Genomic DNA, 25,372 nt, shown 5'->3' on the forward strand with positions numbered 1-25,372 from the left:
GAGATCGCGATCTTGCGGGCCGATCCTCGGCCAGGGTCGCATACGACAAGGAGAGAACCAATGGACAGCGGGGCAAAGGGCAAGGCGCGGATCGGTGTCACGGGGCTGGCGACGATGGGGCGCAACCTGGCCCGCAACCTCGCCCGGCACGGCCATCCGGTCGCGGTGCACAACCGGACCCCGTCCCGGACGAAGGCGCTGGTGGAGGAGTTCGGCGACGAGGGGGCGTTCCTGCCCGCGGACTCGCCGGAACGGTTCGTCGCGTCGCTGGAGCGCCCCCGGCGGCTGGTGATCATGGTGAAGGCGGGGCCCGCGACGGACGCGGTGATCGAGGAGTTCGCACCGCTGCTGGAGCCCGGCGACATGATCGTCGACGGCGGCAACGCGCACTTCGCCGACACCCGCCGCCGCGAGCGCGAACTGCGCGAGCGCGGGGTCCACTTCGTCGGCACCGGCATCTCCGGCGGCGAGGAGGGCGCGCTGCACGGGCCGAGCATCATGCCGGGCGGCTCCGCCGAGTCCTACGCGGCGCTCGGTCCGCTGCTGGAGGACATCTCCGCCCACGTCGACGGGACGCCCTGCGCGGCGCACGTCGGCCCGGACGGCGCCGGGCACTTCGTGAAGATGGTGCACAACGGCATCGAGTACGCCGACATGCAGCTGATCGCCGAGTCCTACGACCTGCTGCGGCACGCCGCCGGGCTGGCGCCCGCGGAGATCGCCGCGGTGTTCCGGGAGTGGAACACCGGGCGGCTGGAGTCGTACCTCATCGAGATCACCTCCGAGGTCCTCGCGCACACCGACGCGGCGACCGGACGCCCGTTCGTCGACGTCGTGCTCGACCAGGCCGAGCAGAAGGGCACCGGACGCTGGACGGTGCAGAGCGCGCTCGACCTCGGCGTCCCGGTGGGCGGCATCGCCGAGGCCGTGTTCGCCCGCTCGGTGTCCGGGCACGCCGCGCTGCGGGAGGCCGCCCGCGGCCTGCCGGGCCCCGCCCGCGCGGGCGCCGAGACGCTGCCGGGCGTCCCGGACGCCATCGAGAAGGCGCTGTACGCGTCGAAGATCGTCGCGTACGCGCAAGGTTTCCACGAGATCCAGGCGGGCAGCGCCGAGTACGGCTGGAACATCGACGCGGGCGCGATGGCGACGATCTGGCGCGGCGGCTGCATCATCCGGGCGCGCTTCCTCGACCGCATCCGCGCCGCCTACGAGGCCGATCCGGCGACGCCGACCCTGCTGACCGACGCGCACTTCGCCGAGGCGCTCGGCGACGCCCAGGAAGCGTGGCGCAACGTGATCGCCATCGCGGCCAAGCACGGCGTGCCCGTCCCCGGCTTCTCCGCGGCCCTGGCCTACTACGACTCGCTGCGCGCGTCCCGCCTGCCCGCCGCGCTCACCCAGGGCCAGCGGGACTACTTCGGCGCGCACACCTACCGCCGCGTCGACCGCGACGGCACGTTCCACACCCTCTGGGGCGGCGACCGGACCGAGATCACCCCGTGAGGATCATCGGCCCGGCGGGCGTTCCGGTTGCCGGTCCGCGGGCGATCGGGGGCAGGATGGAGGGGTGAGTCTTATCGATGAGCTTCCCTCCGGGAACGACGCCGACGCCGATTCGCTGTTCGAGGCCTTCGAGCGGTGGGTGTCCGGGCGCGGGATCACGCTGTACCCCGCGCAGGAGGAGGCGCTGATCGAGGTCGTCTCCGGCGCGAACGTGATCCTGTCCACGCCGACCGGCTCCGGCAAGAGCCTCGTCGCGGCGGGGGCGCTGTTCGCCGCGCTCGGCAAGGACCAGGTCGCCTTCTACACGGCGCCGATCAAGGCGCTGGTGTCGGAGAAGTTCTTCGACCTGTGCGAGATGTTCGGCCGCGACAACGTCGGGATGATGACCGGGGACGCCAGCGTCAACGCCGACGCCCCGATCGTCTGCTGCACCGCCGAGGTGCTGGCCAACATCGCGCTGCGGGACGGCGACCGGGCCGACATCGGCGTCGTGGTGATGGACGAGTTCCACTTCTACGCCGAGCCCGAGCGGGGCTGGGCGTGGCAGATCCCGCTCCTGGAGCTGCCGCAGGCCCGGTTCCTGCTGATGTCGGCGACGCTGGGCGACGTCACGTTCTTCCAGAAGGACCTCACCCGCCGGACGGGACGGCCGACCGCGCTCGTCACGTCCGCGGAGCGTCCCGTCCCGCTGATCTACGACTACCGGGTCACGCCGCTGCACGAGACGATCGAGGAGCTGCTGGGCGAGCAGAAGGCGCCGATCTACCTGGTGCACTTCACGCAGGCCGCCGCGATCGAGCGGGCGCAGTCGCTGATGAGCATCAACGTGTGCACCAAGGCGGAGAAGGCGCGGATCGCCGAGCTGATCGGCGGGTTCCGGTTCACGACCAAGTTCGGCAGGAACCTGTCCCGGTTCGTCCGGCACGGCATCGGCGTCCACCACGCCGGGATGCTGCCGAAGTACCGGCGGCTGGTGGAGCGGCTGGCGCAGGCCGGGCTGCTGAAGGTCATCTGCGGCACCGACACGCTGGGCGTCGGGGTGAACGTCCCCATCCGGACGGTGGTGTTCACCGCGCTCAGCAAGTACGACGGCAGCCGGGTGCGGCGGCTGCGGGCCCGCGAGTTCCACCAGATCGCCGGACGCGCCGGACGCGCGGGCTTCGACACGGTCGGGTTCGTCGTCGCGCAGGCCCCCGAGCACGTCGTGGAGAACGAGAAGGCCCTCGCCAAGGCGGGCGACGACCCGAAGAAGCGCCGCAAGGTGCAGCGCAAGAAGGCGCCGGAGGGGTTCGTCGGCTGGGACGAGGAGGTCTTCCGCAAGCTGCAGGACGCCGAGCCGGAGATGCTCCGGTCCCGGTTCCAGGTCAGCCACGCGATGCTGCTGTCGGTGATCGCCCGCCCGGGGAACGCGTTCCAGGCGATGAAGGCGCTGCTGACCGACAACCACGAGGAGCCGGCGGCGCGCCGCCGGCACATCTCCCGCGCCATCGCGATCTACCGGTCGCTGCTGGCCGGGGGAGTGGTCGAGGTGCTGCCGGAGCCCGACGACGTCGGACGGTACGCGCGCATCACCGTCGACCTGCAGGAGGACTTCGCGCTCAACCAGCCGCTGTCGACGTTCGCGCTCGCCGCGTTCGAGGTCCTCGACCCGGGCTCGCCGTCGTACGCGCTGGACGTCCTGTCGGTGATCGAGGCGACGCTCGACGATCCCCGGCAGATCGTCGCGGCGCAGCTCAACAAGGCGCGCGGCGCGGCCGTCCAGGAGATGAAGGCCGAGGGCATCGAGTACGAGGAGCGGATGGAGCTGCTCCAGGACGTCGACTACCCCAAGCCGCTGGAAGAGGAGCTCGGCGCCGCCTACGAGATCTACCGGGCGGGGCATCCGTGGGTGGGCGACCACCCGCTGCGGCCCAAGTCCGTCGTGCGCGACATGTACGAGCGGGCGATGACGTTCACCGAGTACATCGCGTACTACGAGCTGGCGCGCGGCGAGGGCCTGGTGCTGCGGTACCTGTCCGGCGCCTACAAGGCGCTGCAGCAGACCGTGCCCGAGTCGATCAAGACCGACGACCTCATCGACCTCATCGAGTGGCTCGGGGAGCTCGTCCGCCAGGTCGACTCCAGCCTGCTGGACGAGTGGGAGCAGCTCGCCAACCCGGCCGAGGAGCCGGGCGAGCCGATCGAGGAGCGTGTCACCAAGGTCACCGCGAACGCGCGGGCGTTCCGGGTGCTGGTGCGCAACGCGATGTTCCGCCGCGTGGAACTGGCCGCCCTGGAGCGGTACCGCGATCTCGGGGAGCTGGACCCCGACTTCGGTGCGGACGGCTGGGCGGACGCCATGGACGGCTACTTCGCCGAACACGAGGAGCTGCTCACCGGCCCCGACGCGCGCGGGCCGAAGCTGCTGCAGATCGAGGAGGTCCCCGAGGACGCGCTCTGGCGCGTCCGGCAGGTGTTCGACGATCCCGCGGGGCATCACGACTGGGGGATCTCCGCCGAGGTGGACCTCGCGGGCTCCGACCAGGAGGGCGAGGCCGTCGTCCGGGTGACCGGGGTCGACCGGCTCTGAGCGGTGTTGGTGAAGCGGGGAGGACGAGGAACATGGTGCAGGTCGCGGTGGCGCAGTTCGCGCCCGGGACGAACAAGGACGAGAACCTCCGGACCATCGGGGGGCTGGTCGCCGAGGCCGCGGAGCGCGGCGCGCGGGTCGTGGTGTGCCCCGAGTTCGCGATGTTCGCGGCCTCGAAGCTGGACCGGCGCTACGTCGACTCCGCCGAGCGGCTCGACGGCCCGTTCGCGAGCGGGCTCGCCGAGCTGGCCCGCGGGCACGGCGTGCACGTCGTCGCCGGGCTGAACGAGCGCCTGGACGATCCGGACCGCATGGGCAACGTGCTCGTCGCGTTCGCCCCGGACGGGACGACCGCCGCGACCTACCGCAAGATCCACCTGTACGACGCGTTCGGCGACAAGGAGTCGGACATCGTGCGGCCGGGCGACATTCGCGACCCCGAGACGTTCGCCGTGGACGGCGTCACGTTCGGCATGCAGACCTGCTACGACGTCCGGTTCCCCGAGGTGACCCGGCGGATCGTGGACGCGGGCGCCGACGCCCTGCTGCTGCCCGCCCAGTGGGCTCCGGGACCGCTCAAGGAGGACCACTGGCGGACCCTCGTGCGCGCCCGTGCCATCGAGAACACGATCTACGTGGCCGCCGCCGACCAGTGCGCGCGGTCCGGCGCCGGCAACAGCATGATCGTGGATCCGATGGGCGTGGTCGTGGCGGGCCTGGGCGAGGCGCCCGGGACGGCGGTGGCCGACGTCGCGCCCGCACGGATCGCGGCCGTCCGGGAGAAGAACCCCGCCCTGTCGCTGCGCCGCTTCACGGTCGCGCCGCGCGGCTGAGCTCCCGGCCGAGCGGCCCGGCCGGGGCGCGGGCCGTCCCGGGGTGTATCGAGGTGGCAACGGCCCCGCCGTTCACCGTGTGCGGGCGTGCGCGGAGCGTGATGATCGTGGCGTGCCTCCTCCCCGTCACCTGCCGCCGTCCGGTTACACCCGCGCCGCGCCGAGCCCGCCCGCCCCGCCGCGCGGGCCGCGCCGCGCGTTCGTCCGCCCGGCCGCTCCCGCGCTCGCGGTCCTGGTCCTCGCGGGCCTCGTGACGCTCGTCGTGGTGGCGGGCTCCGCCGGGAGAACGGGCTCGCGGACGCCGCCGCCCGGCGGGCCGGCGCGATCGGCGGACGGGAGCCCGGCGACCGGGCCGTCCGCCACCGGGACGGGCGGTCCGGGCGCGGTGCCGTCGCGGCCGGGGACGGGCGGTGCCGTGCCGCCGCAGGCTTCCCCGGGGCCGCCGGGCGGGTCCTCCGCGCCCCCGGGGGAGCGGGCGCGGGACGGCCGGGAGTCGTCCGCCCGCCCGTCCAGCCGTCCGTCCACGGCGACCGGACCGCGCGTCCCGCGGCCGCCGGACGTCGAGCCCCCGGCGGTCCCCGAGAGGCCGCGTCCGGCGCCGCGGCCCCGAGACGCGCCGGAGCCGGGCCCCGCGCCCGCGCCGGAGGCGGAACCGGCGGAGCCCGCACCGCGCGATCCGCCGCGGGACGCGCCGCGCGACCCGTCCTGGATCCGGACCGAGTGCGCCCGGCGCTTCCCCGGCGATCCCGTCCGCGCGCGGGCCTGCGCCGCCGCGCTCGGGGCGCGCTTCGGGGGCTGAGCGGTGCCCGGCCGCTCGTCGGCCGGGTCAGGCCGCCTCGGACGTCAGCAGGCGGGTGACGTCGGCGCGCAGCTCGCCCACGTCTGCGCCCGCCGACCACGCGAGCCGCACCGCGCTGGAATCGTCCTGCAGCACACCGAGCAGGATGTGCCCCGTGCCGATGTGGTGGTGCTTGAGGTCGAGCGCGCGGCGCAGGCTCAGCTCCAGGGACTTCTTCGCCTCCTTCGTGAAGCGGATGTGGCGCTTGGGACGGTCGGGCTCGCCGCGCGGCGCGTCCAGGGCGCCCTCCCCGAAGTTCTCCTCGGTGGCGCGCCGGACCGCGTCGAGGTCGATGCCGATGGCCCGCAGCGCCTCCGGGTCGAGCTCCTCGCCGGAGCCGCCCCGGCTCGCGAGGCGGGCCCGCAGGACCGCGGCGTCGAGCCCGTGCCCGCGCAGCGTCCGCGCGGTGGCGTCGTCGACGCCGGCGAGCGCGACCAGGACGTGCTCGGTGCCGATGTGCCGGTGCCCCAGGCCCCGTGCCTCCTCCTGGGCACCGACCACGGCCTCGCGGGCGCCCTTGGTGAACCGTTCGAACATGCCTACTGCTCCTTCGTCGGGAGAAGGCGGCGCCCGCCGCCGTGCTTCTTGTGGACCGCCTGCCGGCTCACGCCGAGGTGGTCCGCGATCTCCTGCCAGGACCAGCCGCGCTCGCGGGCGGAGGCGACCTGGAGGCCCTCCAGCCGCTCGGCCAGCTCGCGCAGCGCGCGGACGGCCCGCAGCCCCACCGCCGGGTCCCGGCTGCCCGCCTCTCGGGCGAGCGTCACTCCGTCGCTCATGGCTGTCAATGTAGGTTGACACTCGGGCCGTGTCAACCAACATTGACATGTGCCGCCGGTGGCTAGCGGACCGCCAGCAGGGTGGTGAGCAGATCGTCCAGGCTGACCAGGCCCGCGACGCGGCCCTCGGCGTCCACCGCGAGACCCAGATGGCTGTGCTGGGCCCGCAGCGTCGCGACCGCCTCGCCGACCGGCGTGGCGACCGGCATCGCGGGCACCGGATGGGCCAGCTCGCCCGCGGCGGAGTCCCGGCCGCGGGCACGGGCGAGGTAGGCGTCGCGGACGTGCACCATGCGCGCCCGTCCGGAGCTGTCGAACCCGCGCAGCATGATCCGGATCCGGCCGGTCCGCGCGGCCGTGTCGATCACCTCCTGCGGTGAGGCCTCCTCCGGGACGGCCACGATGTCCTGCACCGGGACGACGAGGCCGGCCAGCGGCGCGCGGGGCGCGTCCAGGGCAGCCGTCAGCAGGCTCAGGTCGCTCTCCTCGATCAGGCCGAGGCGCCGCGACTCCACCGCGATGTTGCGGAGCTGCTCGGGCGTGCGCGCCGCGCGGCGGCTCGCCGTCGTCGCCGTCGGCCGGACGCCGATCGCCCGCAGCAGCAGGTTCGTCCCGCCGTTCAGCGCCGCCAGCACCGGCCGCATCACGAGGCTGAACACCCGGAACGGCGGCCCGAGGACGGTCGCCGAGCGCTCCGGCGCGGAGATCGCCCACGACTTCGGCGCCATCTCGCCGACCACCATGTGCAGGAACGTCACCAGCGCCAGCGCCAGGACGAACGCCACCGCGTGCGACGCGCCGTCGGGAAGCCCGGCGGCGTGCGCGAGCGGCGCCAGCGTCTCGGCGAACACCGGCTCCGACACCAGGCCGAGCCCCAGCGAGCACATCGTGATGCCGAGCTGGGCGCCCGCGAGGGTCAGCGTCAGCTCGTCGATGCCGGCCACCGCCGTCCCCGCGGCCCGGCTGCCGCGCGCCGCCGCCCGCTCCAGCCGCGAGCGCTTGGCCGCCACCAGCGCGAACTCGGTGGCGACGAAGAACCCGTTGCCGGCCAGCAGCGCCAGCGTCACCACCGCACCGAGCCCGAGGTTCACCGCCCACCCCTCCCGCCGTCGCCGTTCCCGCGCCGGTCGCCGTTCCCGCCCGGGCCGCCGTTCCCGTCCCCGGGCCGGTGCCCGTTCCCCTCCACGGTCCGGACGCGGACCAGGCCGGGGACGTGCCGCCGGACGGTGAGCACCTCGACGATCGCCGTCCGGGCCGGCTCGTCCAGCCGCGTCCGCGGCAGCGCGACGTCGACCACGTCGCCGGGCCGGGCGACCCGGCCGAGCCGCTGGAGCAGCAGGCCCGCGACCGTCTCGTAGTCGCCCTCCGGCAGTGCGATGCCCGTCTCGTGCTCGACCTCGTCGACCCGCAGCCCGGCGTCGGTCGTCCACCACTCGCCGCGCCGGATCGCCAGGTCCTCCGCCGGCTCGTTCTCGTCGGCGATCTCCCCGACCAGCTCCTCGGCGACGTCCTCCCAGGTGATGATGCCCGCGAAGCCGCCGTACTCGTCCACCACGCAGGCCACGGGCTCGTGGGCGCTCTGCAGCCGCAGGACCACCTCCGGCAGCGGCAGCGAGGACGGCAGCAGCAGCGGGGGCCGGGCGATCTCGGAGACCGGCGTGCGCGCGGCCGCGCCCGGCGGGAGCGGCACCAGCTCCTCCAGACCCACCACCCCGACCACGTCGTCGACGCCCTCGCCGACGACGGGGAAGCGGGAGCGGCCCGTCGCGGAGATGACCTCGTCGAGGTCGGCGGCGCGCGCGGTCGCCGGCACGGTGATGACGTCCACCCGGGGAACCATGACCTCCTCGGCGTCCCGCTCGGAGAACGCCAGCGCCCGCTCCAGCAGGTCGGCGTGCCCTTTCTGGAACTGCTCGCCCGACTCGCCGATGATGTGGCCCAGTTCCTCCAGCGTCGCGCCGTGGTGCAGTTCCTGGACCGGCTCGATGCCCACCGCGCGCAGGAGGCGGTTCGCCGACGCGTCGAACAGCCGGATCAGGGGTGCGGCGACCGCCAGGTACACCAGGGTGGAGGCGGACAGCGCGCGCGCCAGCGGCTCCGCCTTCGCCAGCGCGAGGTTCTTCGGGAACAGCTCGCCCAGCACCATCTGGGCCATCGTGGCGAGCGTGAACCCCAGCGCCACCGCGATCCCGCCCGTCGCGCCCGCCGGCACCCCGGACGCCGCCAGCGCCGGGGCGATCAGGTCGGCGAGCGCGGGCTTGGCGATGTACCCGACGAGCAGCGAGGTGACCGTGATGCCCAGCTGGGCGCCCGACAGCATGAACGACAACCGTCCCATCACCCGGACCGCGCGCGCGGCCGCACGGTCGCCCTCCGCGGCCCGCTGGTCCATCGACGGGCGGTCCGCGGTCACGAACGCGAACTCCTGCGCGACGAAGTACCCGCTCGCGGCGATCAGCAGCAGGACGGCCAGCAGGCCGAGCGCGGCGTCCACCCGGGCGCCCCCCTTCAACGTCCATCCGAGGCCCTCCTACCCGGCCGGGGGCCGCAGTCGCGCCGGGCGGGGAGAGGATCCGCGATTAACAGTGGCCGTCAGCGATTGGTTACATATGAGGCAATTGTCCGCAGATTGCGGTGGCTTCCCGCTGGAAATACGAACCTCGCGACGGGTCGCGCTTGGGGCGGGCATGCGCGAGGCCGGGGTGATGAGAATTTCACCCCGGCCTCGGGAAGGCGCCGAACGCCGCCGCGGTGCGCGGCGGCCGCGCTAGTGCGCGGCCTCGTACTTCTCGATCACGTGGGCGGGGATACGGCCCCGCTCATTGACCTTGATGCCCCGGTTCTTCGCCCACTCGCGAATCTCGGCGGAGCGCTCCCGGCTGTTCGCCGTACGGGTGCCGCGGCCGGAACGACCGGTCGTCTTGCGCGCCTTGCGGGCGCCCGCCACGAACGGCTCCAGGCCCGACCGGAGCTTGTCGGCGTTCTTCTTGCTCAGGTCGATCTCGTACGTGGTCCCATCGAGGGAAAAGCTGACGGTCTCGTCGGCCTCTCCGCCGTCGATGTCGTCCACGAGCAGGACTTCGACCTTCTGTGCCATGCGGGGACTCCCTAACTATGCGTCCGGCTTCGCGTCCGGATGAGCCTCGATGAATGCAGCATAGACCTCATCCGATATCTTGCCACGTTCGGAGACTTCGACGCCCTCTCGCAATGCCCACGAGCGCACATCCGCGTTCGTGTAGCCCTTGATCTTCGCGGTGCGGGACTTGCGTCCCTTCCCCGCGGCCTTGACCTCGGCGGCGTTCTCGATGAACGGCGCGAGACCGTCCAGCAACTCGTTCAGGCGCTTGTAGTTGTCGTCGCCCAAGTCGATCGTGAACGTACGGCCCAGGACTTCGAAGTCCCGCTTGTCGACATCGGATCCTTCGGATCCGTCGATGTCGTCCACCCGAATGACCTTCTCGGCCATGTGTGCTCCGTGTTCCTTCCCCTCGCCAACGCGGCGTCCATGACCGTAGCGGATTCCCGGACCCGACACGTCCTCGCGGCGCGCGGCGACACGGAAAAGGCGGACCGGAAGCGCCGGCCGGCGGGCCGGGAGCGCGGGTGCCGCGGCGGCCGCGCGGGCCCGCCGGCACGGAACACCGGCGGCCGCCGGGCGCCCGCCAAAGTTCCGGTCAAGGCGGGCATGTGGGCGATTCTCCCGGGTAGCGGCGTGCACGGAGAGTCCCATCCGTGCGTGTCACTAGGAGCGATGATGGCCAACGGCGGCCGCGACGAAAAACAGGAGCAACTCGAGCAGTGGCGGGTGAGCCCGGAGGGCTCGGGGCTCACCACCGACCAGGGAATCCCGGTCGACGACACCGACAACTCGCTCGCCGCGGGCGAGCGCGGCCCCAGCCTCATCGAGGACTTCCATCTCCGCGAGAAGATCACCCACTTCGACCACGAGCGGATCCCCGAACGGGTCGTGCACGCGCGCGGGGCGGGAGCCTACGGGCAGTTCACGGTCACCGACCCGCTGACCGACTTCACGACCGCCGAGTTCCTGCGCGACACCTCGCTCACCACGCCGGTGTTCGTGCGCTTCTCGACGGTCGCCGGTTCGCGCGGTTCGGCCGACACCGTCCGGGACGTTCGCGGGTTCGCGGTCAAGTTCTACACGCGGCAGGGCAACTTCGACCTCGTCGGCAACAACATGCCCGTGTTCTTCATCCAGGACGGCATCAAGTTCCCCGATTTCGTGCACGCGGTGAAGCCCGAGCCCGCCAGCGAGATCCCGCAGGCGCAGTCGGCGCACGACACGCTCTGGGACTTCGTGCAGCTGCAGCCCGAGACGCTGCACATGATGATGTGGCTGATGTCGGACCGGGCGATCCCGCGCAGCTACGCGATGATGCAGGGCTTCGGCGTCCACACGTTCCGGCTGATCAACGCCGAGGGCCGTCCGACGTTCGTGAAGTTCCACTGGAAGCCGGTCCTCGGCACGCATTCGCTGGCCTGGGACGAGACCCAGAAGATCGGCGGGAAGGACCCCGACTTCAACCGCCGCGACCTGTGGGACCGGATCGAGGCCGGCGCGTTCCCCGAATGGGAGCTGGGCGTGCAGCTCGTCCCGGCCGAGGACGAGCACAAGTTCGGCTCCGACCTGCTCGACGCCACGAAGATCATCCCGGAGGAGGAGGTGCCGGTGCGGCCGGTCGGGCGGCTGAAGCTGAACCGCAACCCCGACAACTTCTTCGCCGAGACCGAGCAGGTGGCGTTCCACCTCGCCAACGTCGTGCCGGGCATCGACTTCACCAACGACCCGCTGCTGCAGGCGCGGCTGTTCTCCTACCTCGACACGCAGCTGATCCGGCTCGGCGGGCCGAACTTCCCGCAGATCCCGGTGAACCGGCCGGTGGCGCCCGCCCGCAACCACCACCGCGACGGCTACCACCAGATGGACATCAACGGCGCCCGCTCCTCCTACCACAAGAACAGCCTGTCGGGCGGGTGCCCGGTCGTGGGCGGCGAGGGCTCCTTCAGCCACTACCAGGAGCGGGTCGACGGAGCCAAGATCCGCAAGCGGAGCGACAGCTTCCAGGACCACTACTCCCAGGCGACGCTGTTCTGGAACAGCATGGCCGACTGGGAGAAGGAGCACATCGTCGGCGCGTTCCGCTTCGAGCTCGGCAAGTGCGAGCAGACGCACATCCGGGAGGGCGTCGTCGGCCACCTCAACCACATCGACCACGACCTCGCCGTGCGGGTGGCGAAGGGGATCGGCGTGGAGCCGCCCGGCTCCGCCGCGGTCGCCAACCACGGCCGCAGCTCGCCCGCGCTCAGCCAGGTGCACGCGCCGGCCGACTCCGTGCTGGGCCGCAAGATCGCCGTGCTGGTCGCCGACGGCGTCGACTCGGCGGCCGTCGCGGCGGTCGGCGACGCGTTCACCGACCGGGGCGCGGTCGTCGAGCTGCTCGCGGCCGAGGACGGGTTCGTGCAGGCGGCCAACGGCGGCCAGGTCGAGGTGACCCGGGCGATGCCGACCGTGGCGTCCGTGCTGTACGACGCGGTGCTCGTGCCCGGTGGAGAGGCGAGCGTCCGCACCCTGTCGCAGGACGGCGACGCCGTGCACTTCGTCGCCGAGGCGTTCGTCCACTGCAAGGCGGTCGGCGCGCTCGACGAGGGCATCGGCCTGCTCGAGCGGGCCGGGCTGACCGGGGTGCGGTTCGCCGACGAGGGCGCGGGCGGGAACGCCGTCGTCGACCAGGGCGTCGTCACGACGCGCGGGCCCGGCGGCGACTTCGCCGAACGGTTCGTCGACGCGGTCGCCGCGCACCGGCACTGGACCCGCCGGAAGAGCCACGTGCCCGCCTGAGCGCCGGGCGACCCGCACGGACGGGCCCGGTGCGGTGCGCTCGGGGGCGCGCCGCACCGGGCCCTTCGCCGCCGCGCCGGCCGCGGCGGGACACCGCAGCTTCGGGTCGGGGACACGTGCCGGATATGTCACACAGGGAATGAAACGGGGCCGCCGGGACTTGATCAGTGCAGATCCCCGAGCTCCCCCCTGGAGGCGTGTACACGTGTCCCTCGATCCCGCCATGCCCCGGCATCCGGACGCGGCCGTGATCCCCGACGATCTCCCCGGCGGCCGCGCGGCCGGCCGCGCGGACGGCCTCGCCGGCCACGACGTCGCCGATCGCGCCGAGCCCGCCGGTCTCGCCGGTCCCGTCCGGGAGCGGGGCGGCGGCGTGCTGATCGCCGTGCTGGCGTTCGCCGGGATCACCGTCGCGCTGATGCAGACGCTGCTCGTCCCCGTCATCGGGCGGCTGCCGCTGCTGCTCGACACGTCCATCGCCAACGCCACCTGGGCGATGACGGCCACCCTGCTGACCGGAGCCGTCGCCACCCCGATCATGGGACGGCTCGGCGACATGTACGGCAAGCGCCGGATGATCCTCGTGAGCATCTGCGCCCTCATCGCCGGCTCGCTGGTGGCCGCCGTCAGCTCCGAGCTGATGGTCGTGGTCGCGGGCCGCGCGATCCAGGGCTTCGCGATGGGCGCCATCCCGCTCGGCATCAGCCTGATGCGCGACCGGCTCCCGCGGGAGCGGCTCGGCGGCGCGCTGGCGCTGATGAGCTCCTCGCTCGGCGTCGGCGGCGCGCTCGGCCTGCCGCTGTCGGCCTACGTCGCGCAGAACTTCGACTGGCACGTCCTGTTCTACGGCGCCGCGGTTCTCGGCGCGGTCGCCTTCGCGCTCGTCCTGCTGCTGGTTCCCGAGTCCCCGGTGCGGACGGGCGGCCGGTTCGACGTCACGGGCGCGCTCGGGCTGTCGGCCGGGCTGCTCGCGCTGCTGCTGCCGGTTTCCAAGGGCGCCGAATGGGGCTGGACGAACCCCGCCACGCTCGGCCTCGCCGCCGCCGGGATCGCGATCCTCGTGCTGTGGGGCATCCTCGAGCTGCGGCTGCGCGAGCCGCTGATCGACCTGCGCACCACCGCCCGCCGCCAGGTGCTGCTGACGAACCTGACCGCGATCACCGTCGGCGTCTCCTTCTACGCCATGTCGCTGGTGCTGCCGCAGCTGCTGGAGCTGCCGACGTCGACCGGCTACGGCCTCGGGCAGACGCTCATCGTCGCGGGCCTGGCGGTGGCGCCGATGGGCATCGCGATGATGCTCGTCTCCCCGCTGTCGGCCCGCATCTCCGCCGCGCGCGGCCCCAAGACGTCCCTCATCCTGGGGCTGCTGGTCATCGGCGGCGCCTACACGGCGGCGCAGGGCCTGATGAACGCGGTGTGGCAGGTCGCGCTGATCAGCACGCTCGTCGGCGGCGGCATCGGCCTCGCCTACTCGGCGCTGCCCACCCTGATCATGGGTGCCGTGCCGACCTCGGAGACCGGTGCGGCCAACGGCGTGAACACGCTGATGCGCTCGATCGGCACGTCGGTGTCCAGCGCGGTGCTGGGCGCGGTCCTCGCCCGCAACACGATCTCCCTGCACGGTTCCGACGTGCCCGACATGACCGGTTTCCGGATCTCGTTCCTCATCGCGACCGCGGTGGTCGGTGTCGGGATCCTGCTCGCGTCCTTCCTGCCGTCCGGGCGCCCGGCGGCGGGGCGGGCCGTCACCCGCCGGGCCGCAACAGCACCTTGATCGCGCCGTCCCGCTTCTTCTGGAACATGTCGTAGGCCTCCGGTGCCTCCTCCAGCGGCAGCCGGTGCGTGGTCAGGTCCATCACGCCGAGCGGGTCGGCGTCGTCGGAGACCAGCGGGAGCAGGTCGTCGATCCACGCCTTGACGTGGGCCTGGCCCATCCGCAGCCCGATCCCCTTGTCGAACATCCGCAGCATCGGCAGCGGGTCGGTCATCCCGCCGTAAACGCCGATCACCGAGATCGTGCCGCCGCGGCGGACGGTCTCGATCGCCGTCATGAGGGCCGCGAGCCGGTCCACCCCGACGCGCGACATGAGCGGCGCCGCGGCGCCGCCGGGCAGCATCCCGGCCAGCGTCTGCGCGATCTTCGCGCCGGGGGAGCCGTGCGCCTCCATCCCGACCGCGTCGATCACCGAGTCGGTGCCGCGGCCGCCGGTGAGCTGCCGTACCGCGTCCGCGACGTCGTCGGCGTCCGCGGAGTCGATCACCTCGATGCCGTGCCGCCGCGCCATCTCCAGCCGCTCCGGGACGACGTCGACGCCGATCACCCGGTGGCCGTGGTGGCGGGCGATGCGGGCGCACATCTGCCCGATCGGGCCCAGCCCGAGCACGGTCACCGATCCGCCGGGCGGGACGTCCGCCCACTCGACGGCCTGCCACGAGGTCGGCAGGACGTCCGAGAGGTACACGAACCGCTCGTCCGGCGGCCCCTCCGGCACCTTGATCGGGCCGAAGTGCGCCTGCGGCACCCGCAGGTACTCGGCCTGCCCGCCCGGCACCTGCCCGTACAGCCGGGTGTACCCGAACAGCGCCGCGCCGCTGCCCTGCTCGCGGACCTGGGTGGTCTCGCACTGCGCGAACAGCTTCCGCTCGCACATGTAGCAGGTGCCGCACGAGATGTTGAACGGGATGACCACGCGGTCACCAGGCTTGACGTGCCGGACGTCCGCGCCGGTCTCCTCGACGATCCCCATCGGCTCGTGGCCCAGGACGTCCCCTTCGGTGAGGAACGGGCCGAGGACCTCGTACAGGTGCAGGTCCGAGCCGCAGATGCCGGACGAGGTCACCCGGATGATCGCGTCGTCGGACTCCTTGAGCTTCGGATCGGGGACGCTCTCGACGCGGACGTCCCGCTTGCCGTGCCAGGTCACAGCCTTCATCGTTCATCCTCCTTGCCGCCGGGTACGGCACGGCCTACCCCGCCCGACAGGGCGAAACGTCCGGTATGGGGTCTTTGGGGCCGGGCCGCGGCTTCGAGGCCGCCGGTCCGCCGGTGGGGGCCCGGACCTCGGCGCCTCAGCGGGCGTAGGTCCCGGTCAGCGTCCCGGTCGCGGCGACCTTGCCGCGCAGCGCGTCGCGCAGGTCGTCGGGGGAGAAGCCGGACGTCAGCCCGGACGGCTCGACCAGCGCGTTGAGCGTGAACACGTACCGGTGGGGCGCGCCGCCGGGCGGCGGGTGCGGGCCTCCGTAGCCGTTGGCGCCGAACCCGTTGCGGCCCTTCGCGATGCGCGGCGCGTCCTCTCCGGCCGCGAGGCCGTCGCGCTCCGGATGCATGCCCGCCAGCATCCAGTGCGTGAACGTGCCCCCGGGCGCGTCCGGATCGTCGCAGGTCAGGACGAGCTCGATGGCGGAGGTGGGCACGCCGGTCCAGTCCAGCGAGGGAGCCAGATCGCCCGCCTCATGGGAGTGGACGGCCGGGATCGGACCGCCGTCGGCGAACTCGGGGCTGCTCAGCTTGATCTCATCCATGGTCCGCTACTTCCCGCTCACCGGAGAAGGATTCGGACGTCTCACCCGTTTCCGCGCCTCTTCCCGACGAGGGCGCGCAGCCGGCCGAGCCGGCTCCCGTTCCCGCGTTCCCCGGCGCTCTCCGGCGGCGTCCCCTCGATCTCGGCCCGCCGCCGCGGCGGCGCGCCGTCCGCCCGTCCCTGACCGCCGCCCTGCGAGAGCACCTGGTAGTCGAGGTAGAAGTGGTTCGCCCGCGTCCGCGCCTGGGTCCGGACGCGGCCGGGCGTCGGCATCGGCAGGATGTGGTGCGGGTAGGCGGCCAGCAGCTCGCGGGGCTGCCGGGTCCGCAGCAGCGCCGCGTGCTCGTCCGTCGACCGCTCGTGCCGCTCGGTGAACCCGCCGCCGGGGGTCAGCGAGATCAGCCCGCTCTCCACCCCCTCCGTGCGCTGCCGCAGGTCGCGGCGCTGCAGCGAGAGGCAGATCCGCCGGGTGACGACGAACGCGACGACCGGGAAGACGAGGAAGCCGATGCGGAAGAACCAGGTCGTCCAGAACAGCGGGATGTGGAACACCCACGCGATGACGTCGTTGCCGCCCGCCGCCCACAGGTTGCCGTACCAGGCGATGACGGCCGCGCCGATCGCCGTCCGGGTGGCGGCGTTGCGCGGGCGGTCGAGCAGGTGGTGGACGCGTTCGTCGCCGGTGGCCCAGCGCTCGAAGAACGGGTACATCGCCAGCAGGGTGAAGAACGCGCCGGGCAGCAGCACCGCCGGAACGAGCACGTTCCAGGAGACGGTGTGCCCCCACAGCGTCGTCTCCAGCGGCGGCATGATGCGCAGGGAGCCCTCCAGGAACCCGACGTACCAGTCGGGCTGCGAGCCGAACGAGATCTCGTCCGGCTGGTAGGGCCCGTAGAGCCACACGGGGTTGATCTGGAAGGCCGCCGAGATCAGCGCCAGGAGCCCGAACGTGAACAGGAAGTACGCACCGCTCTGCGCCGCGAACACCGGATACGTCGGCTCGCCCGTCACCTTCTGCTCCCGCCGTCCCTTTCCAGGCCACTGGGTGTGCGTCTGGTGCCAGAGGAGCATCAAGTGCGCGGTGATCAGGGCGAGCAGCAGGGCCGGGACCAGCAGGATGTGCACCATGTACAGCCGCGGGATGAACTCTTCGGTGCCGGGGAACTCGCCGCCGAAGACGAACATCACCAGGTACGTTCCGGCGACCGGGATCGACTGCACGATGCCGGACATGATCCGCAGGCCGGTGCCCGACAGCAGGTCGTCCGGCAGCGAATAGCCGGCGAACCCCTCGGCGAGCGCCAGCACGAACAGCGTCACGCCGATCAGCCAGTTGATCTCCCGGGGCTTGCGGAACGCGCCCGTGAAGAAGATGCGCATCAGGTGGATCGCGATCGCCGCGAGGAAGATGTTCGCCGCCCAGTGGTGGATCTGCCGCATCAGCAGCCCGCCGCGGATGTCGAACGTGATGTGCAGCGTCGACGCGTACGCCTCGCTCATCTCCCGGCCCCGCAACTGCGGGTACGAACCGTCGTAGACGATCTCCGCGCCGCTCGGCTTGAAGAACAGCGTGAGGAAGACACCGGTGATCACCAGCACGATGAACGAGTAGAGCGCGATCTCGCCGAGCAGGAACGACCAGTGCTTGGGGAACGCCTTGGTGAGATTCCGCCGCAGGAACGCGCCCGACCCCAGCCGCCCGTCGACCCCCCACGCGAGATCCTCCAGCCTCCCGGCCTTCGGCCCGCCCTTCCCCTGCGCCATCTGCGTTCCCCCGGCCGAGAGCGAATTCCCGACGAGCCGGTACCCCGGCGGACGGCGGGCAAACGGCGCGAACGCCCAGGTCAGCCGCTCGCCGCGTAGAGCACGTCGCGCAGGCCCGGCAGGTCCTCGCGGTCGCCCCGCCACACCAGCCGGAGGCCGAGCTCCGCCCCGTCGACCCGCAACGCGACGAGCGCGCCCGCGTCGAGGCGGTCGCGCACGGCGAACTCGGGGACGAGGGCGACGCCGAGCCCCCGCTCCGCCCACGCGCTCATGACCGTCACGCTCCCGGCCCGGACCCGTTCGACGTCCGCGCCGAACAGCCGCTCACCGGCCAGGAAGAACGAGCAGGCCGGCACATTCACCAGCAGCCGCTCCCCGCGCAGGTCCGCGCGCCCGACGCGGCGGGCGCCGGCGAGGCGGTGGCCGGGGGACGCGACCAGGGCGAGTGGCACCCGCTCCAGATCGACGAACTCCAGCGGCACGGCCGGGGCGGCGAACCCCAGACCGCCCACGCCGTCGCCGGAGTCCAGCAGCAGCGCGGCGTCCAGGTCCCCGGACGCGACCCCGGCGAGCAGCTGGTCGCGCGCGGCGTCCGACCGCACCTCCACCCGGACCCCGGGCCTGCGTTCGGCCAGCCGCGCCAGCACCGCGGGGACGTGCGTCGCGGCGATCGTCTCCAGCGCGCCGAGCCGTACCGCCCGCCCCGTCCCCGCGACGTCCCGGCGCGCGCGGTCGGCGTCCTCGAGCAGCCGCCGCGCCCAGCCGCGCATCCGCTCGCCCGCCGCGTTCGCCCGCATGCCCTTCGGGCCGCGCTCGAACAGCGCCGTGCCGACCGACCGCTCCAGCGCCCGGACGTGCTCCGACACCGATGACGGGGCGAGGCCGAGCGCGTTCGCCGCGTCGGTGACGGTCCCGTGCTCGACGACGGCCTCGAACGTTCGCAGCCAGCGCAGTTCCATGGACGGGCCAACCCGCACGGCCCGTTCGGATATTCCGAACGCCCCGTGCGGACGCGCCGGTGGAGGCCGCGGCCGGGCCTCCCGAGACTGGCCGACCATGAACACGCTCCTCCGGCACTCGCCCGCGCGCTCCGGCACGCGACGCGGGCGCGCACTCCTGGGCATCTCGCTCGGGTACTTCCTGGTACTGCTCGACACGACCGTGATGTCGGTCGCCGAACCCGACATCGTCCGCTCGCTGGACGGGACGATCGCCGGGCTGCAATGGGCCGTCACCGGCTACACGGTCGTCCTCGGCGCGCTCCTCCTGTCGGCGGGCGCCGTCGCCGACCGGTACGGCGCGCACTGCGTCTTCCGCGCCGGCATCGCCGCCTTCGGCGCGGTCTCCCCGCTGTGCGCGCTCGCCCCGGACCTGTGGACGCTCGCCGCGCTCCGCGTGGTGCTCGGCGCCGCGGCCGCCGCGTGCGTCCCCGCGTCCATGGCCGTGATCGCCCGCATGTACCCGGTCCCGGCCGAGCGCGCCCGCGCCATGGCGACCTGGGCCGCGACCAGCGGCGCGGCGCTCGCCGCCGGGCCCGTCGCGGGCGGCCTGCTCGTCGGCCTCGGCGGCTGGCGCGCGATCTTCCTGATCAACGTGCCCGTCGCCGCGCTCGTCCTCGCCCTGACCGCCGGACGGGCCGTGCGCGTCCCGCGCGGTGGTGCGGCCGTCGACCCGCTCGGCCAGGTCCTGGCGTGCGCGACGGCCGGGCTCCTGACCGACGCGCTCATCGCCGCCGGAGCCGGCGCCGGCCGCCACGCCGCCTGCTCCGCCGCCGCGGCCGTCCTCGCGGGCACGGCGTTCGCCCTCCGGGAACGTGCGAGCGCGGCGCCCGTCCTGCCGCGCGCGCTGCTGCGCACGCCCGGAATGTCCGCCGCGCTGGCGGCGGGCGCGGCGGTCGGCTTCGTGATGACGGGCGTCCTGTTCGTCCTGCCGCTGGTCTTCCGCGACGCGCTCGACCTGACGGCCGCGCGGACCGGTGTCGCGTTCCTGCCGATGACGCTGCCGTTCGCGGTCAACCCGCTCGTCACCGGCCGGATCGTCGCCCGGACCGGACCGCGCCCGCCCGTCCTGGCGGGCCTGGCACTGCTGACCGCCGGATGCGCGCTCCTCGGCGCGGTCCTGCACGGCGGGACGTCCTACGCCGGGCTCGTCGCCGGGCTGCTGTGCGTCGGGTTCGGCGTCTCGTTCGCCCTTCCCGCGCTCGCCACGATGGTCGTCACCGTCGCGCCCGAGGGCGCCGCGGGCGCCGCGGGCGGGCTGCTCAACGCGGTCCGGCAGCTCGGCGCGGCGACCGGCGTCCCCGCCATGGGAGCCTTCACCGCGGTCGGGTCCGGCGGCGCGCCCGGTCGCGCGCTCCTCGTCGCCTCCGCCGTCTGCGCGATCGTCCTGCTCGCGGCGGTCACCGCCGGACGGCCGGGGCGCCGTCGGGGCGGCGCCGGGAGGCGTTGAGCCGCAGCCGGAGCTCCCGGATGTCGCCGCGCAGCCGCTCGGGCGCGTCCGGGTCGGGCTCCAGGCCGCCGAGCCCGGTCTCGAGCAGGTCCAGCTCGGCCGCGCGGAGCCGGGCGAGCAGCAGCCGCGGCTCGCCCGGCGGCACGTCCCAGCGCTCCTTGCGCCGCCACCTGCGGTAGGTGAGCACGTGCCGCTCGCCCGGCACCAGGACGCCCCCGGCCGTCTCCGCGTCGGCCGCCCGCCGGAAGTGCGCCAGGTACCCGCGCCGCGCCAGCCGGTACGCCACGACCGCGGCGAGCAGGATCGGCAGGCCCTTGAAGGGCAGCAGCTCCGCGCCGGGCAGGACGGGCGCGTCCCACCAGGCGTGCAGCACCATCGCCAGCAGCAGCGCGCCCGCCGCCGCCACCGCGTTCGCCCAGGTGGCACGGGCGATCAGGCGGCCGAGGCCCGCGCCCGCGATCGCGGTCATCGCCCAGTGGCTCCACCACGCGCCGCCGACGACCCGGCCCGCGAACGAGACGAACGCGGCGCCCGCGTCCTGCGTCGCCCCGGTCAGGATGATGGTGTTCAGGACGTACAGGAAGTTCTCCGACATCTGGAAGCCCAGCCCGGCGAGCGCCCCGTAGCCCCACCCGTCCAGCGGCCCCCGCACCGCGCACGGCACGGCCAGCGCCAGCACCGCGACGCCGAGCAGCTTGAGCGGCTCCTCGTTCACCGGTGCCACGATCGTCGCCCCCCACACCGCCCCGAACCCCGGCCCGGCCGTCTGCCCGATGACCGCCAGGAACGCCGCGTTCGCGGGCAGCGCCACCCCGAACGCCGCCAGTCCGCCCCACGCCACCGCCAGCAGCGCGGCGCCGAGCGGCCGGACCCGCACCGGGTGCGTCCGCCGCAGCGCCCACACGCCGAGGACGAGCACCGGCGCGAGCAGCGCGAACCCCGCGAGGGCACCGGCCGGGAACGCCCGGACCAGCCGCCCGCACGTCTCGAACGCGAGCCAGATCCCGAGCAGGCACGCCCCGGCCCACAGCCAGAACGCCGGACGCCCCGTCACCGGGGCGCCGCGATCGTGAGGGAGCGCACCATCGCCTCGATCTCGCCCGCCAGGTCGCGGAACGCCGCGGGCGGACCGGCCGCCGTCACCGTGGCACCGACCGTCCCGGTGGTGAACACCCCGGCCAGGCCGGTGCGCCCGGGCGCGGTGAGCCCTCCCGTCAGGCCAGTCAGTCCCGCCGCGGTCGTGAACGCCGCGGGCTCGGCGTGCAGCCGCGCGGCCCCGCCCGCCGCCACGATCCGGCCGAGCCCGCGCCACAGGTCGCGCGCGTCCGCCGCGCCGAGCGGCAGCACCGCGCCGACGTTCACCACGACATCGCCGCTGAGCAGCGCCGCGTTCGTCGCCAGCGACGACCGTTCCGCGCTGAGCACCCACCGCGCGGACGGCACCGCCACCCGCACCGGGCGGACCCCGTCCCGTTCGGTCCCCACTGCCACGAACGCGCCGGCGGCGAGCGGACGGCCGCCGCGGCCCAGCGCCGAGTCCAGCAGCGGGAGCCCGCCGCCCAGGACGGCCAGCACGGCGGCCGCGACACCCGTGCCCCACCGGTCGACCCGCCCCACCTGGCCCCCTCATCGCCGTGCCCGGCGGAGATGCCCCCTGGTCACGGGCCCAAACGAGTGGTCACCGGCCCGGACGAGGCGCGCGGCGGGCGCGGGCGGTCACCAGTGCGCGGGCCGCCGCAGCGTCTCCGGCGGCCGCGTCGCGCCGTCGCCTCTCGCCGCGTCGAGCTGCGGCTGCGTGAGGAACAGGCACCCGGTGAGATCCGCGCCGCGCAGGTCGGCGTCCCGCAGGTCCGCGCCCAGCAGGTCGGCCGTCCGCAGATCCGCGCCGCGCAGGTCGGCCGCGATGAGCAGCGCGCCGCGCAGGCAGGCCCCGCGCAGGTCGGCGCCCTTGAACCGGGCGCCCGCGAGGTCCGCGCCGCGATGGTCGCGGCGCCGGCCCGGGACGCCCGCGCGCACCAGCTCACCGGCGCGCGCCAGCAGCGGCCCCACCCGGCCCCGCACCGCCGCGACGTCCACCCCGGCGACCTCCGCGGGCGTGCCGCCCGTGAGCGCCTCGACCTCGTCCCGGACCCCGCGCAGCTCGCCGTGGACGGGCGCCGCCTCGGGTCTCGCGAGCGCGTCCGCCAGGTACCAGAGCACCTCGTGTAGGTCGCGCATCACGGTGAACACGGCGAACATGCTCCGCGCGGTGTCGCCGTCCCGCCGCCAGTCGCGCCCGCCGAAGGTGACCTGCGAGACCTTCTGCCCCGCCCCGAAACAGTCGAAGACCGTGCAGCCCGCGAAACCGCGGTCGCGCAGCTCCGCGTGAATGCCGCAGCGGGAGTCGGCCAGCAGGTTCGTGCACGGCCGTCCCGCGGCCTTGTCGACGGCGAAGTCGGCCGATGCCGTGAAGGGCAGCGCGACGCAGCACAGCCCGTGGCACCCGGCGCAGTCCGCCCGCAGCTCCGCGCTCGTGGACAAGCACCCTCCCCGTGCTCGGCGACCTCCATTCTCGCCCCGCCGCGCCCGTGCCCGGGCCGCCCCGGTACGGTGCGCGGCATCATGCCTGCCGACTCCTCCGATCCCCTCGTGTCCCGCCTGCGCGCCGCCGGGTGCGTCTTCGCCGAGGACGAGGCGCGAATGCTCCGGTCCGCCGCCCGCACCCCGGGCGAGCTCGACGCCATGGTCGAGCGCCGCGCCGCCGGGCTGCCCCTCGAACACGTCGTCGGCTGGGCCGAGTTCGGCGGCCTGCGCGTCGCCGTCGCGCCCGGCGTGTTCGTCCCGCGCCGCCGCACCGAGTTCCTCGTCCGCAGGGCCGCCGCCCTGGCCCCGCCGCGCCCCGTCGTCGTCGACCTGTGCTGCGGCTCGGGCGCGCTCGGTGCCGCCCTGATCGCCGCCCTCTCCGCCGGCCGGGACGGCTACGAGCTGCACGCCGCCGACATCGAACCGGCGTCGGTGCGCTGCGCCCGCCGCAACGTCGAGCCCGCCGGCGGGAGGGTGTACGAGGGCGACCTGTTCGACGCGCTGCCCGCGGGCCTGCGCGGCCGCGTCGACGTCCTGCTGTGCAACGTCCCGTACGTCCCGTCGGGCGAGATCGCCCTGCTGCCCCCCGAGGCCCGCGACCACGAGCCGGCCGTCGCCCTGGACGGCGGCGCGGACGGGCTCGCCGTCCTGCGGCGGGTGGCCGCGGAGGCGTCCGGCTGGCTCGCACCCGGTGGCCGCCTGCTGTTCGAGACGAGCGAGCGGCAGGTACCCGGCGCGCTGGACGCGGTCGCCCGCGGCGGCCTCGTCCCGGAGGCCGCGCGCTGTGCGGAGCTGCACGCGACGGTCGTCATCGGCGCGAAAAACTTTTCTCCCGGATCGGTGTAATTCCCCACGAGGGGGTAACAAGACGGTAACGGAAGACCCGAAGGAGTGAGAATCATGCGCCGCATCAGTGCAGCGCTGAGCGCCATCATCGGCACGATCGTCAGCGTGGTCACGCTTCCGCTTCGAGTGCTCCAGCGGCTGCTGGCGCCGTCGCACCGCCGTACGACCCGCACGCGCCGCAGGGGCATCTGACACCGCATCAGGTCACCGTCGGCCGGGGAGGGGGCCCGCACCTCCTCCCCGGCCTTTTTCGCGCCCGCGAAAAACCCGTTGCGCATCCGTCCCGGTGCCGCGCATCATGTATTCAACGCACCGGAGAGAGCGAAGAAGGGAGCCGCAGATGAACGCCGAGCGAGGGCGCCGAGCCACCGCCGCCGCGCGACGAGCGGCCCCCCGAGGAGCCTCCCTGTAGAGCCGTCACGGCTCGATCGGAGGCCGCCGGGACGACGTCCCCGCGGCCTTTCTCATTCCCGCATCGCTGTTACCGCATCGCTGTTCCCCGTCTCGTGCGGGGCCCGCGCGAACACATGGGCCTGTAGCTCAATTTGGAGGAGCGTCCGCCTTGCAAGCGGAAGGTTGCCGGTTCGAGCCCGGCCCGGTCCACGCGGCACACGCCTTCATGGCTCAACGGACAGAGCGCCGCACTACGAATGCGGAGATTCCAGGTTCGATTCCTGGTGGGGGCACGGCGGGTCCGATCGGTCCCGTTTCATGCCGCACAGGTCTAACCGGCTGAGACGTCTGCCTTCCAAGCAGAAGAACCGGGTTCGATTCCCGGGTGCGGTTCGACGCGAGAACAAGCCGCTCCCGTTCGATCCGGCAGGACGCCGGGCCCTTACCCCGGCTCTAGAGGTTCGAGTCCTCTGGGCGGCGCGGGCCCCGCGGCCGGCAGGCGCACCTCGAACAGGGCGCCGCCCTCCGGCGCGTCCCGCACGGTCAGGGTGCCGCCGTGCGCCGCCACCAGGTCGCGGGCGATCGCGAGGCCGAGCCCCGCACCGCCCTCGTCCCTGGTGCGCGCGTCGTCCAGCCGGACGAACCGCTCGAAGACGCGTTCCCGGTCGGCCGCCGGGACGCCCGGCCCGTCGTCGGCGACCCGCAGCACCGCGTCCGGTCCGTCCCGCTCGACGGTGAGGCGGACGACCCGGTCCGCGTGCCGCTCGGCGTTGTCGAGCAGGTTGCGGAGCACCCGCGACAGCCGTCCCGGCACGCCCGTCACCCGGGGGTCGCCCGTGACGGACGCGCGCACCGGGACGCGGTCGGCGGTGCGGCGGCCGAGTTCGTCCCGCACGAGTTCGGCGAGCCGCACGGGACGCGCCGGTGGGCGCTCGCCCGCGTCGATCCGGGCGAGGAGAAGCAGGTCGGCGGCCAGGTGCTGCAGGCGCACGACGTCGTGCACGGCGCCCTCGAGGTCCAGCAGCTCCGGGTGCGCGGCCGCCACCTCCAGCTGCGTGCGCAGCGAGGCGATCGGACTGCGCAGCTCGTGCGACGCGTCCGCGACGAACGCGCGCTGCCGGGCGGTCGAGTCCTCCAGCGCGGCGAGCGTCGCGTTCGTCGTGACGGCGAGCCGGCCCACCTCGTCCTGCGCCTCCGGCACCGGGACCCGGCGGGACAGGTCGCCGGCCACGGTGATCTCCGCCAGCTCCGCGCGGACCGCCTCCACCGGGTGCAGCGCCCGCCGCGTCACCAGCCACGTCACGCCCGCGACCACGGCGAGCAGCAGCGGCAGCCCCACGAGCATCGAGCGCGTCACCGTCCCGACGGCGCTGCGGGCGGCGTCCAGCTCGGCGCCCGCGTGCACCGTGACGGTCTCGCCCGCGGGCGTCGTCACCTCGACCGCGGCGAACCGGTAGTC

24 protein-coding genes and 4 tRNA genes are annotated in these 25,372 nt (G+C 73.9%); 14 read left to right on the plus strand and 14 right to left on the minus strand.

The genetic code is table 11. From position 1 onward, the window contains the following. Positions 1-60: 60 nt before the first annotated feature. The 4 genes from gndA to F7P10_RS42920 all read left to right on the plus strand — a co-directional run bounded on the left by gndA (position 61) and on the right by F7P10_RS42920 (position 5,704). Entirely contained in the window at positions 61-1,503 is a 1,443-nt protein-coding gene (gene gndA / locus F7P10_RS37675) for an NADP-dependent phosphogluconate dehydrogenase (protein ID WP_151016804.1), read from the plus strand. A 64-nt stretch (positions 1,504-1,567) separates the two neighbouring features. Continuing rightward, positions 1,568-4,072 carry an RNA helicase gene (locus F7P10_RS37680; RefSeq protein ID WP_151016805.1) on the plus strand — a complete coding sequence of 835 codons (2,505 nt, stop codon included), beginning with the start codon at positions 1,568-1,570 and terminating at the stop codon, positions 4,070-4,072. A gap of 32 nt (positions 4,073-4,104) precedes the next feature. Next, positions 4,105-4,905, plus strand: coding sequence for a carbon-nitrogen hydrolase family protein (locus tag F7P10_RS37685; RefSeq protein ID WP_151016806.1), 801 nt, complete (start codon positions 4,105-4,107; stop codon positions 4,903-4,905). Positions 4,906-5,017: 112 nt separating this feature from the next. Further along, complete coding sequence (locus F7P10_RS42920; RefSeq protein WP_176611808.1) at positions 5,018-5,704, plus strand: hypothetical protein; 687 nt, start codon at positions 5,018-5,020, stop codon at positions 5,702-5,704. 27 nt (positions 5,705-5,731) lie between these two features. Here F7P10_RS42920 and F7P10_RS37695 read toward each other — a convergent pair whose 3' ends face one another. The 6 genes from F7P10_RS37695 to F7P10_RS37720 all read right to left on the minus strand — a co-directional run bounded on the left by F7P10_RS37695 (position 5,732) and on the right by F7P10_RS37720 (position 9,988). After that, positions 5,732-6,280, minus strand: a complete 549-nt coding sequence (locus tag F7P10_RS37695) for a Clp protease N-terminal domain-containing protein (RefSeq protein WP_151016807.1) — start codon at positions 6,278-6,280, stop codon at positions 5,732-5,734. A gap of 2 nt (positions 6,281-6,282) precedes the next feature. Continuing rightward, positions 6,283-6,519 carry a helix-turn-helix domain-containing protein gene (locus tag F7P10_RS37700; RefSeq protein WP_151016808.1) on the minus strand — a complete coding sequence of 79 codons (237 nt, stop codon included), beginning with the start codon at positions 6,517-6,519 and terminating at the stop codon, positions 6,283-6,285. Between the two features lie 62 nt (positions 6,520-6,581). After that, positions 6,582-7,610: a CNNM domain-containing protein gene (locus tag F7P10_RS37705; protein ID WP_151016809.1), complete on the minus strand. Its 1,029-nt coding sequence runs from the start codon at positions 7,608-7,610 to the stop codon at positions 6,582-6,584. Further along, positions 7,607-9,031 (minus strand): hemolysin family protein, encoded by a 1,425-nt coding sequence (locus F7P10_RS37710; protein WP_254716229.1) that lies wholly within the window; start codon positions 9,029-9,031, stop codon positions 7,607-7,609. Before F7P10_RS37710 ends, F7P10_RS37705 begins: the two co-directional genes overlap by 4 nt. Positions 9,032-9,286: 255 nt before the next feature. Beyond that, complete coding sequence (locus tag F7P10_RS37715; protein WP_151016810.1) at positions 9,287-9,616, minus strand: Lsr2 family protein; 330 nt, start codon at positions 9,614-9,616, stop codon at positions 9,287-9,289. 15 nt (positions 9,617-9,631) lie between these two features. Next, positions 9,632-9,988: an Lsr2 family protein gene (locus F7P10_RS37720; RefSeq protein ID WP_151016811.1), complete on the minus strand. Its 357-nt coding sequence runs from the start codon at positions 9,986-9,988 to the stop codon at positions 9,632-9,634. A 288-nt stretch (positions 9,989-10,276) separates the two neighbouring features. Between F7P10_RS37720 and F7P10_RS37725 the strand changes: the two genes are divergently transcribed. Together F7P10_RS37725 and F7P10_RS37730 are read left to right on the plus strand one after the other, a co-directional pair. Next, positions 10,277-12,379: a catalase gene (locus F7P10_RS37725; RefSeq protein WP_151018554.1), complete on the plus strand. Its 2,103-nt coding sequence runs from the start codon at positions 10,277-10,279 to the stop codon at positions 12,377-12,379. Between the two features lie 205 nt (positions 12,380-12,584). Continuing rightward, positions 12,585-14,153 (plus strand): MFS transporter, encoded by a 1,569-nt coding sequence (locus F7P10_RS37730; RefSeq protein WP_254716230.1) that lies wholly within the window; start codon positions 12,585-12,587, stop codon positions 14,151-14,153. On the opposite strand, the gene F7P10_RS37735 is transcribed toward F7P10_RS37730, so the two are convergent. The 4 genes from F7P10_RS37735 to F7P10_RS37750 form a co-directional block, all read right to left on the minus strand. Continuing rightward, positions 14,125-15,312, minus strand: coding sequence for a zinc-dependent alcohol dehydrogenase (locus F7P10_RS37735; RefSeq protein ID WP_151016812.1), 1,188 nt, complete (start codon positions 15,310-15,312; stop codon positions 14,125-14,127). The two genes, F7P10_RS37730 and F7P10_RS37735, sit on opposite strands and share 29 nt — an antisense overlap. Before the next feature lie 136 nt (positions 15,313-15,448). Then, on the minus strand, positions 15,449-15,901 hold the full coding sequence (locus F7P10_RS37740; protein WP_151016813.1) for a YbhB/YbcL family Raf kinase inhibitor-like protein: 453 nt from the start codon (positions 15,899-15,901) through the stop codon (positions 15,449-15,451). Positions 15,902-15,942: 41 nt separating this feature from the next. Then, positions 15,943-17,664 carry a ubiquinol-cytochrome c reductase cytochrome b subunit gene (locus F7P10_RS37745; RefSeq protein WP_151016814.1) on the minus strand — a complete coding sequence of 574 codons (1,722 nt, stop codon included), beginning with the start codon at positions 17,662-17,664 and terminating at the stop codon, positions 15,943-15,945. Positions 17,665-17,744: 80 nt separating this feature from the next. Next, entirely contained in the window at positions 17,745-18,623 is an 879-nt protein-coding gene (locus F7P10_RS37750) for a LysR family transcriptional regulator (protein ID WP_151016815.1), read from the minus strand. Between the two features lie 97 nt (positions 18,624-18,720). On the opposite strand from F7P10_RS37750, the gene F7P10_RS37755 reads away from it, so the two are divergent. Next, positions 18,721-20,112 carry an MFS transporter gene (locus F7P10_RS37755; protein ID WP_151016816.1) on the plus strand — a complete coding sequence of 464 codons (1,392 nt, stop codon included), beginning with the start codon at positions 18,721-18,723 and terminating at the stop codon, positions 20,110-20,112. Here the strand turns inward: F7P10_RS37755 and F7P10_RS37760 are convergent. The 3 genes from F7P10_RS37760 to F7P10_RS37765 all read right to left on the minus strand — a co-directional run bounded on the left by F7P10_RS37760 (position 20,063) and on the right by F7P10_RS37765 (position 22,632). Next, positions 20,063-21,166: a PrsW family intramembrane metalloprotease gene (locus tag F7P10_RS37760; RefSeq protein WP_176611809.1), complete on the minus strand. Its 1,104-nt coding sequence runs from the start codon at positions 21,164-21,166 to the stop codon at positions 20,063-20,065. The genes F7P10_RS37755 and F7P10_RS37760 overlap by 50 nt on opposite strands. Then, entirely contained in the window at positions 21,163-21,729 is a 567-nt protein-coding gene (locus tag F7P10_RS42925) for a hypothetical protein (protein ID WP_176611810.1), read from the minus strand. Before F7P10_RS42925 ends, F7P10_RS37760 begins: the two co-directional genes overlap by 4 nt. A gap of 99 nt (positions 21,730-21,828) precedes the next feature. After that, on the minus strand, positions 21,829-22,632 hold the full coding sequence (locus F7P10_RS37765) for a pentapeptide repeat-containing protein (protein WP_151016818.1): 804 nt from the start codon (positions 22,630-22,632) through the stop codon (positions 21,829-21,831). An 81-nt stretch (positions 22,633-22,713) separates the two neighbouring features. Here F7P10_RS37765 and F7P10_RS37770 point away from each other — a divergent pair, with 81 nt between their 5' ends. The 6 genes from F7P10_RS37770 (at position 22,714) to F7P10_RS37790 (ending at position 24,393) form a co-directional block, all read left to right on the plus strand. Further along, positions 22,714-23,520 carry a putative protein N(5)-glutamine methyltransferase gene (locus F7P10_RS37770; RefSeq protein WP_151016819.1) on the plus strand — a complete coding sequence of 269 codons (807 nt, stop codon included), beginning with the start codon at positions 22,714-22,716 and terminating at the stop codon, positions 23,518-23,520. Positions 23,521-23,574: 54 nt separating this feature from the next. Next, positions 23,575-23,712 (plus strand): LPFR motif small protein, encoded by a 138-nt coding sequence (locus tag F7P10_RS42930; RefSeq protein ID WP_176611811.1) that lies wholly within the window; start codon positions 23,575-23,577, stop codon positions 23,710-23,712. Positions 23,713-24,049: 337 nt separating this feature from the next. After that, a tRNA-Ala gene (locus F7P10_RS37775) sits at positions 24,050-24,123 on the plus strand. A 10-nt stretch (positions 24,124-24,133) separates the two neighbouring features. Then, positions 24,134-24,206, plus strand: a tRNA-Arg gene (locus F7P10_RS37780). A 27-nt stretch (positions 24,207-24,233) separates the two neighbouring features. Further along, positions 24,234-24,306: transfer RNA gene (locus F7P10_RS37785), tRNA-Gly, on the plus strand. Between the two features lie 14 nt (positions 24,307-24,320). Then, positions 24,321-24,393, plus strand: a tRNA-Lys gene (locus tag F7P10_RS37790). Here F7P10_RS37790 and F7P10_RS44905 read toward each other — a convergent pair. Next, complete coding sequence (locus F7P10_RS44905) at positions 24,356-25,051, minus strand: sensor histidine kinase (RefSeq protein WP_368077501.1); 696 nt, start codon at positions 25,049-25,051, stop codon at positions 24,356-24,358. The two genes, F7P10_RS37790 and F7P10_RS44905, sit on opposite strands and share 38 nt — an antisense overlap. On the opposite strand from F7P10_RS44905, the gene F7P10_RS45605 reads away from it, so the two are divergent. Further along, complete coding sequence (locus F7P10_RS45605) at positions 24,969-25,370, plus strand: hypothetical protein (RefSeq protein ID WP_368077438.1); 402 nt, start codon at positions 24,969-24,971, stop codon at positions 25,368-25,370. The genes F7P10_RS44905 and F7P10_RS45605 overlap by 83 nt on opposite strands. The last annotated feature ends 2 nt before the right edge of the window (positions 25,371-25,372 follow it).

Origin of the sequence: Actinomadura sp. WMMB 499, assembly GCF_008824145.1 — a bacterium.
Lineage (GTDB): Bacteria > Actinomycetota > Actinomycetes > Streptosporangiales > Streptosporangiaceae > Spirillospora.

Coding starts and splice junctions, on each gene's coding strand:
- F7P10_RS37720 (WP_151016811.1), bottom strand. CDS start 9,988: ATGGCCGAGAAGGTCATTCGGGTGGACGACATCGACGGATCCGAAGGA.
- F7P10_RS37685 (WP_151016806.1), top strand. CDS start 4,105: ATGGTGCAGGTCGCGGTGGCGCAGTTCGCGCCCGGGACGAACAAGGAC.
- gndA (WP_151016804.1), top strand. CDS start 61: ATGGACAGCGGGGCAAAGGGCAAGGCGCGGATCGGTGTCACGGGGCTG.
- F7P10_RS37700 (WP_151016808.1), bottom strand. CDS start 6,519: ATGAGCGACGGAGTGACGCTCGCCCGAGAGGCGGGCAGCCGGGACCCG.
- F7P10_RS37755 (WP_151016816.1), top strand. CDS start 18,721: ATGAACACGCTCCTCCGGCACTCGCCCGCGCGCTCCGGCACGCGACGC.
- F7P10_RS37750 (WP_151016815.1), bottom strand. CDS start 18,623: ATGGAACTGCGCTGGCTGCGAACGTTCGAGGCCGTCGTCGAGCACGGG.
- F7P10_RS37695 (WP_151016807.1), bottom strand. CDS start 6,280: ATGTTCGAACGGTTCACCAAGGGCGCCCGCGAGGCCGTGGTCGGTGCC.
- F7P10_RS37770 (WP_151016819.1), top strand. CDS start 22,714: ATGCCTGCCGACTCCTCCGATCCCCTCGTGTCCCGCCTGCGCGCCGCC.
- F7P10_RS37735 (WP_151016812.1), bottom strand. CDS start 15,312: ATGAAGGCTGTGACCTGGCACGGCAAGCGGGACGTCCGCGTCGAGAGC.
- F7P10_RS37745 (WP_151016814.1), bottom strand. CDS start 17,664: ATGGCGCAGGGGAAGGGCGGGCCGAAGGCCGGGAGGCTGGAGGATCTC.
- F7P10_RS37740 (WP_151016813.1), bottom strand. CDS start 15,901: ATGGATGAGATCAAGCTGAGCAGCCCCGAGTTCGCCGACGGCGGTCCG.
- F7P10_RS37715 (WP_151016810.1), bottom strand. CDS start 9,616: ATGGCACAGAAGGTCGAAGTCCTGCTCGTGGACGACATCGACGGCGGA.
- F7P10_RS42930 (WP_176611811.1), top strand. CDS start 23,575: ATGCGCCGCATCAGTGCAGCGCTGAGCGCCATCATCGGCACGATCGTC.
- F7P10_RS37725 (WP_151018554.1), top strand. CDS start 10,277: ATGGCCAACGGCGGCCGCGACGAAAAACAGGAGCAACTCGAGCAGTGG.